The organism is Achromobacter sp. (assembly GCF_036567245.1).
Taxonomy (GTDB): domain Bacteria; phylum Pseudomonadota; class Gammaproteobacteria; order Burkholderiales; family Burkholderiaceae_B; genus Achromobacter.
Genome location: NZ_DATCUY010000407.1, coordinates 1 through 5,091, shown reverse-complemented (window position 1 = coordinate 5,091; position 5,091 = coordinate 1). Strand labels below are relative to the sequence as shown.

At 66.9% G+C, this 5,091-nt stretch carries 4 protein-coding genes; 1 reads left to right on the top strand and 3 read right to left on the bottom strand.

The genetic code is table 11. The annotated features are described in order from the left end of the window. Window positions 1–2 precede the first annotated feature (2 nt). The 3 genes from VIR09_RS17260 to VIR09_RS17250 form a co-directional block, all read right to left on the bottom strand. Window positions 3–1,589 (bottom strand): EAL domain-containing protein, encoded by a 1,587-nt coding sequence (locus VIR09_RS17260; RefSeq protein WP_332013980.1) that lies wholly within the window; start codon window positions 1,587–1,589, stop codon window positions 3–5. A 98-nt stretch (window positions 1,590–1,687) separates the two neighbouring features. Continuing rightward, a complete protein-coding gene (locus tag VIR09_RS17255; protein WP_332013979.1) occupies window positions 1,688–2,668 on the bottom strand; it encodes a tripartite tricarboxylate transporter substrate binding protein in 981 nt (326 codons plus the stop codon). Window positions 2,669–2,823: 155 nt separating this feature from the next. After that, the gene (locus VIR09_RS17250; protein WP_332013978.1) at window positions 2,824–3,951 is read right to left on the bottom strand and encodes a mandelate racemase/muconate lactonizing enzyme family protein; all 1,128 of its coding nucleotides are present in this window, start codon (window positions 3,949–3,951) and stop codon (window positions 2,824–2,826) included. 158 nt (window positions 3,952–4,109) lie between these two features. On the opposite strand from VIR09_RS17250, the gene VIR09_RS17245 reads away from it, so the two are divergent. Then, window positions 4,110–4,988 (top strand): LysR family transcriptional regulator, encoded by an 879-nt coding sequence (locus VIR09_RS17245; RefSeq protein ID WP_332013977.1) that lies wholly within the window; start codon window positions 4,110–4,112, stop codon window positions 4,986–4,988. The last annotated feature ends 103 nt before the right edge of the window (window positions 4,989–5,091 follow it).

Genomic DNA, 5,091 nt, shown 5'->3' with positions numbered 1-5,091 from the left:
CCTCAGCCCCGCGCGTCGGGCAGGCGGCTGGGCGGCGGCGTGCTGGCCACGTTTTTCTTGTAATAGGCGATGAACTCCGGCGCCGGCATGGGCTTGCCGTACAGCCAGCCCTGGCCGAAATCCACCTCGCGCGCTTTCAGGTGATCTTCCTGCTCCTGGCGCTCGATGCCTTCGGCCACGGTCAGCAGGTTCAGCGACTTCGCCATGTCGATGATGTGGTCCGTCACCTTGTGGGTGGCGGAATCGGTGCCTATGGTGTCGACGAAGGACTTGTCGATCTTCAGCGAATCCAGCGGCAGGCGTTGCAGATACGACAGGCTGGAGTAACCCGTGCCGAAGTCGTCGATGGCCACGGCATGGCCTTGCGCCCGGGCCTGTTCGATGACGCTGCAGGCCTTGTCCACGTCCATGAAGCCGCGTTCGGTGGCTTCCAGCCAGATCTGCCGAGGGTCGATGGCCGTGCCTTCGAGCATGCGCTGCAGCACCCGCAGCGCCCGGCCGTCCTTCAGGTCGCTGGCGCTCAGGTTGACGGAGATGTGCGCCCCGCGGTCCTCGCCGAGCAGGTCCTCCATATCCCTTATCACCAGGCGGAATACCTCTTCGGTGATGCGGGTCATCAATCCGTTGTCCTCGGCGATGGAGATGAACAGGTCGGGCCGCAGCGTCGGGCCGCAGCGCCTTATCCATCGGACCAGCGCCTCCGCGCCGATGCAGCGGCCGGTGCGCAGATCGATGATGGGCTGGTAGTGCACGACGAACTCCCGCCGCCTGATGCCGGCGGCCAGTTCGCCCGCAATGGACAGGCGCCGGCGCGACAACCAGACCACAAGCGCGATCATGACGGCCGCGACCAGCGCGCCGATGGGCAGCCAGAACAGGCGCTCGCGCGGCAGCATGTCCAGCGCTTCGGTTTGTGGTTCGAGCAGGACGACGGCCAGATCCGCATTGCGTGCGACGGCGCTCAAATAGGCTTCGTTGATGTCCAGCTTGCCGCCGTTGAGCGCCTGCGACACCAGCACGAGATCAGGATCATTGCGGGTTCCGAGCATGCCCACGCCCGGCAGCACCACGGCGAGCTGGACGCCGTCCGTAGCCGCTTTTTCGGTGAACCGGCCCGGTTCGAACAAGGCGCTGTAATCGCCGTGGCGCACGGCCACCATCCGGATGCCGGGACTCAGGACGGGCACCGCGTCCAGCAGCAGGCGCGCGCCGTTGGCAAGTTCGACCTGGGCCGGAACCAGCGGCTCTTCGTAGCTGGGCACGCCCCAGGTGGTGCACAGGACGACTCCGCCCGCCACATAGGCCAGGTCGTCAACCGCCCGGTCCCGCAGGGCCAGGGCCCGCATGTGGCGGATGTGCTGCGGCGAACAGGGATCGAATGCCAGATCGTCCAAGTCGCGCAGCGTAGCCACGGTCTGGTCCAGCAGGTCCTGGATTTCCGTCAAGATGCGCTGGGCCTGATCATCCAGATAGCGCTGCTCGCCCGCGACGGCGCGGGACCAGGACATGTGCAGCGCGAAGCCGATGGGCAGCAACGCCGCGGCGGCGGCGAGTGCGATGGCGATGCCGATTACAAACTTGCGCGGCATCGAGGCCGTCCCCTGGGATCGCCGACTGGCGAGGTTATATCCTTTTACACTTTTTGGGGGACTAGTGTCTCCATCAATTTCCGCCCGCCGGCAACGCCTCAGCCTTCAGCCACGATCTTCGCGTCGCGGATGGTCTGGGCGTACTTCTGCTGCTCCTGCTTCATGAAGTCCGCGAAGCGCTGAACGCTGCCACCGCCGTCCTCCGCGCCCACCTGTGCCAGCTTTTCCTGCACGTCCGGCATCGCCAGGACACGGTCGATGTCCTGGTTCATGCGCTGGACCATGGCGGCGGGCATCTTGCCCGGGCCGACCATGCCGAACCAGATGCTGGCCTCGAAGCCGGGATAGCCCTGCTCCGCCACGGTCGGCACGTTGGGATGGCTCTTGGAGCGCTGCAGCAGGGTCTGCGCCAACGCGATCACCTTGCCGGACTGCACCAGCGGCGTGGCCGTGGTCATGCCTTCGAAGCAGTACTGCACGTGGCCGCCCAGCAGGTCGTTCATCAAGGGCGCCGAGCCCTTGTAAGGCACGTGCAGCACGTCGATGCCGGCGCGGGCCTTGAAGATTTCCAGCGCCAGGTGTTGCGCCGAACCGCTGCCGGCCGACCCGAACACGATCTTGCCCGGCTGCGCCTTGCACAGCGCGACCAGCTCGGCCAGCGTCTTGGCGGGCTGCGCGGCGCCGCCCATCAGGATGGTGGGCGTCTTGCCGACCAGCGCGATGGGCGTGAAGTCGCGCTCCACCGAATAGGCCAGCTTGGGCTGCAGGCCCGGCGCGATGCCGTGGCTGTTGACATGCGCCATCAACAGCGTGTTGCCGTCGTTGGGCTGGCGCGCCACCTGCTCGGCGGCGATGATGCCGGCCGCGCCCGCGCGGTTTTCGACGATGACGGGAATGTTCCACATCACGCCCAGCTTCTGCCCCAGCAGGCGCGCCAGCACGTCGGTGCCACCACCAGCCGGAAAGCCCACCACGATCTTGACCGGTCCCTGCGGCAGGTCTTGCGCCCGCGCCGCCGTCGGCAGGACCAGCGCGGCACCCAGCGCCGCGGCACCAGTCATGAATTGCCTACGTTGCATTGCTGTCTCCTCGCGCGCCGGTCCGATGTCCGGCGACTGGTTATCGAAACACTGCCAGCATTCACCGCTTCCGGCCGTCTGGCGCGGCCTGGCTGCGGCGCTCCTGCGCGGCTCGTCGCGGCCAGCCGGCAGCGATGCCGGCCGCCGTCCCGCCATTACTTGCCTACGCGGCTCCACTTGCCATAGCGTTCGACCATGCGCTCGTCGAAGCCGAAGCCCAGGCCGGGTTCCTGGTGCAGCACCACGCGTCCCTGCTTGTGCGTCAGTTGGCGATCCACCAGCCTGCGGAAGTTCAGCACCTGGTCGTCCCAGAAGAATTCGACATAGCGCGCATTCGGCGTCGCGGCAACCAGCGGCGCGTGCACGTCATGGAACCAGTGCGGGCAGACCACAACGCCGTAGCTGGCGGCGGTGGCCGCGATGCGCTTCCATTCGGTGATGCCGCCGCAGACGGCGGCGTCGGTCTGCAGGATGCCGGCCGCGCCCTTGTCCAGCAGTTCCTTGTGATACCAGCGGCCATAGCCGATCTCGGCGGTGGCGATGGGCAGGCGCGTCAGGCGCGCCAGCTTGGCATGGCTGTCGATGTCGTCGGGACCGAAGGGTTCTTCGATGAAGTACGGATCGTACTGTTCGAAGCGGCGGATGTACTGCATGGCCTGGGTCACGTCCTGCCAGGCGTTGTTGCAGTCCATCATCAGTTCGACGTCGGGTCCGATAGCCTCGCGCGCCGCCTTCAGGCGCGCCTCTTCCTCGGCCGGAGACAGGCGGCCGGTCTTCATCTTGACGGCGCGGAATCCCTTGTCCACGTAGCTCGCCATTTCCTCGCCCAGGTGCTGCGGCGTCTTGCCGTCCAGGTAGTAGCCGCCGCTGGCGTAGGCCGGCACGGTTTCAAGTTCGACCGCGCCCAGGTACTTGTGCAGCGGCAGGCCAACAGTCTTGGCGTTCAGATCCCACAGCGCGATGTCCAGGGCGCTCAACGCCCGCATCACGGTGCCTTGCCGGCCTTGCAGCAACGCTTCCTGGTACATGGTCTGCCACAGGCCTTCGATGGCATGGGAATCCTTGCCCAGCAGCACGGGGCCGAGCAGGTTCTGCACCGCGGCTTCGAATATGGCGCCGCCGGCGCTGCCCACGTAGCAGAAGCCGATGCCTTCCACGCCATCGGTGGAACGGACTTTCACCAGGCCGTAGTGGCGCGTCGACACGCTGCGGTTCGAAAACGAGGTGACCTTGTCCAGCGGCACCGCGGCGGCGCACACGTCTATGGATTCAATGATGGGCACAACTGGCTCCTTGGTAATCGGGATGGTCGGGCGGGGCCGGCGCAGCGTGCGTGGCCTCAACGCTCTGACCGTATTCTTGCCTCGGCCAAAGAAAACAACAATTATCTTCATCCATCTTTAGAATATGGAAAAAGCATCTTTTAAGGAGGTTCGCGCCGGTGGATTCCCGCTTTCTGCAAACCTATGTGCACGTGGTGGAGCTGGGCTCCATCGCCCAGGCCGCGCGCCACCAGGGGCTGACGCCCGCCACGGTGCAGCAACGCCTGCGCGCGCTGGAAGCGGACATGGGCAGCGCCTTGATCGCGCGCTCCGGGCGCACCGTGAAACCCACGCAGGCGGGCATGCGGATCCTCGAGCGCGCCCGCGCCATCCTGCGCGACGTGCGCGACCTGCGCTCCGCCGCCTCCGACACCGAGCTGCCCGCCGGCCCGTTGCGCCTGGGCGCCACCCCCACCGCGCTGACGGGCATCATGCCGCCCGTGCTGCGCACCTGGACCGCGCGCCATCCCCACATCGAAATCTATATAGAACCCGCGCCCACCACCCTGCTCTACGGCAAGGTGCTGTCGGGTGAACTGGACGGCGCGCTGCTGGTGCATCCGCTATTCGCGATACCCAAGACCTGCGCCTGGCGCGACCTGCGGCAGGAACCCCTGGTGCTGGTCACGCCGGCCGACATGAAGGTGCGCGATCCGCTGGCGGTCATCGCCCGCGAACCCTACATCTGCTATGACCGAAGCGTGGTGGGCGGCAAGATGGCCGACGACTATCTGCGCGCGCGCAGCTTGCGGCCGCATGTGCGCTTCGAGCTCGATGGCATCGACTCCATCGCCAAGCTGGTATCGGAAGGATTGGGCGTGGCGCTGCTGCCCGATTGGGCTACCACAGGGGAGCCATCCGCCCCCGTCAGGCGCTGGCCGCTGCCGCCGCCCTGCCCGGTGCGCACCGTGGGCGCGATCTGGCTGCGCTCCGGCGTGCGTTCGGCACTGATGCAGGCGTTCGTGGAAATGGCCGAGACCCAGCTCGGCCTGGACTGAACTCGGAAGATCAGCCCTGCGGGCCCGCGTCGCGGTCATCGCGGGCCACGACCACGCCGCCGGACACCACCAAGCGGCGCGGCGCCCGCGTCGCCACGGCTTG

Coding starts and splice junctions, on each gene's coding strand:
- VIR09_RS17255 (WP_332013979.1), bottom strand. CDS start 2,668: ATGCAACGTAGGCAATTCATGACTGGTGCCGCGGCGCTGGGTGCCGCG.
- VIR09_RS17260 (WP_332013980.1), bottom strand. CDS start 1,589: ATGCCGCGCAAGTTTGTAATCGGCATCGCCATCGCACTCGCCGCCGCC.